The 1,497-nt window shown below is 74.8% G+C and carries 2 protein-coding genes and 1 pseudogene; all 3 read left to right on the top strand.

The annotated features are described in order from the left end of the window. Positions 1–349, top strand: a pseudogene (locus AB5164_RS10160) (hypothetical protein); the annotation flags it as partial. 5 nt (positions 350–354) lie between these two features. After that, a complete protein-coding gene (locus tag AB5164_RS10155) occupies positions 355–1,164 on the top strand; it encodes an ABC-2 family transporter permease (RefSeq protein WP_368148085.1) in 810 nt (269 codons plus the stop codon). Next, complete coding sequence (locus AB5164_RS10150; protein ID WP_260698976.1) at positions 1,157–1,345, top strand: hypothetical protein; 189 nt, start codon at positions 1,157–1,159, stop codon at positions 1,343–1,345. The genes AB5164_RS10155 and AB5164_RS10150 overlap by 8 nt, the downstream gene beginning before the upstream one ends. The last annotated feature ends 152 nt before the right edge of the window (positions 1,346–1,497 follow it).

Below are 1,497 nucleotides of genomic sequence, written 5' to 3'. Positions count from 1 at the left end.
CAACACGGTGACCGCGGCGTGGATGATCCCCGCAGGGCTCTTCCTCACGGCGCGGCTCGGCATGCTCGCGGGCATCTTCTGCCCGCTCGCCGCGCAGCTCGTGGGTGGGTTCGCCTGGTCGCTGGTGCCGCTGCCGCAGCTCTTTCCGCCGTCGGCGAGCATGGTCATCCCCACGAGCTTCATCCCCGTGCTGCCGAGCGGCGAGCCACTCGCGGCGGACATGGCGCTCGGCGGGGCGCTCGCGGCGGACGGCATGCTCACACTGGCGGGCCTTGCGGTCTGCGCGCTCGCGTTCGCCGCGCTCACGGCGGCGGGCGCGGCCTGGTTCGCGCGCTCCGAGGAGAGGTGATGGCCATGACACGACCCTCCGACGCGACGCCGCGCATGACTCTCCCGCGGGCCCTGCTCTCCGAGGCCCTGCGCCTGGCGCGCTCCCCGCTCACGGCGGTGCACCTCGTCTGCGGCCTGGCAGCCGGTCTTGCCTGCGGCGAGTACTTCTCCGTAACCCGATGGGACCCGGCGCTGGGCGCGGACGCCTACGCCCAGTTCCTCGGCGCCCTCATGCCGCTCATGTCCGCCATCGTCTGCGGGCTCGCCGTGGACGAGGAGCGCGCTGCCGGGCGCCTCGCCAACCTCACGGCGGTCCCCTCGCGCGGGCGCGCCGTCGCGGCGAAGCTGCTCGCCCTTGCGGCGCTCGGCGCGGGCGCGCTGGCCGTGGCGCTCGGCGTGTTCGGGGCCGTGCTCGCCGTCGCCGGGCGCCTGCCGCTCGGGCCCGCTCCGCTTGCGGCCGCCTGGGCGGGCATCGTGCTGGGCAGCCTGCCCCTCTACGCGCTGGGGCTCGGCGTGGCCCTGCGCCTCGGCCGCAACGCCGCCATCGGCGCCGGCGCGGCGGGGATGCTCCTCGCGTTCTTCTCAGTGGGCGGACTTGCGCACGGCCTCATGACCGGCGAGCTCACCGGTGCCCTGGCGACGCCCCTGAGCTGGGTGCCGCTCGCCTGGCCCGCGCGCCTGGGGTCGCTCGGGGTAGAGGCCTTCATCGACGCCGCACGCGCGGCGGGCCCTCTCCTCACGACTGCGCTCGCTGGCCTCGTGCTCACCCTGGCAGCCGCCGCCGTCCTTCTGGCCTGGTTCTGCCGCTTCGAGGACGGGAGGGCAGATGAGTAGGAAGCCGCTCGCCGCCGTGCTCGCCCTCCTCTCCGCAGCGCTCGTCCTGGGCGGGAATGCCCTGCTCGACGCCGGCTGGGGGTCGGCGCTGCGCTCGATCGCCGACCGCGTGCTGCCCAACCCTGAGATCGCCATGTGGGCGCCCGCGCCCGCGGCTGCGCGCGGGGCTCTGGACCGCTGAGCGCGGCGCAAGTACAATGCCGACGGGAGTTTCAGGAGGTCGAACATGGCGAGGATACTGGCAGTGGATGATGAGCGGGCGATCCTCGACGCGCTCGCGCGCGTCCTCGGCCGCGACGGCCATGAGGTCGTCAAGGCAGCGGACCCGACGGC

The sequence above is a fragment of the Collinsella aerofaciens genome (genome assembly GCF_040915425.1).
Taxonomy (GTDB): domain Bacteria; phylum Actinomycetota; class Coriobacteriia; order Coriobacteriales; family Coriobacteriaceae; genus Collinsella; species Collinsella aerofaciens_BW.
Note: the sequence above shows the minus strand (reverse complement) of the source record. Positions and strands in the feature narration are given on the sequence as shown.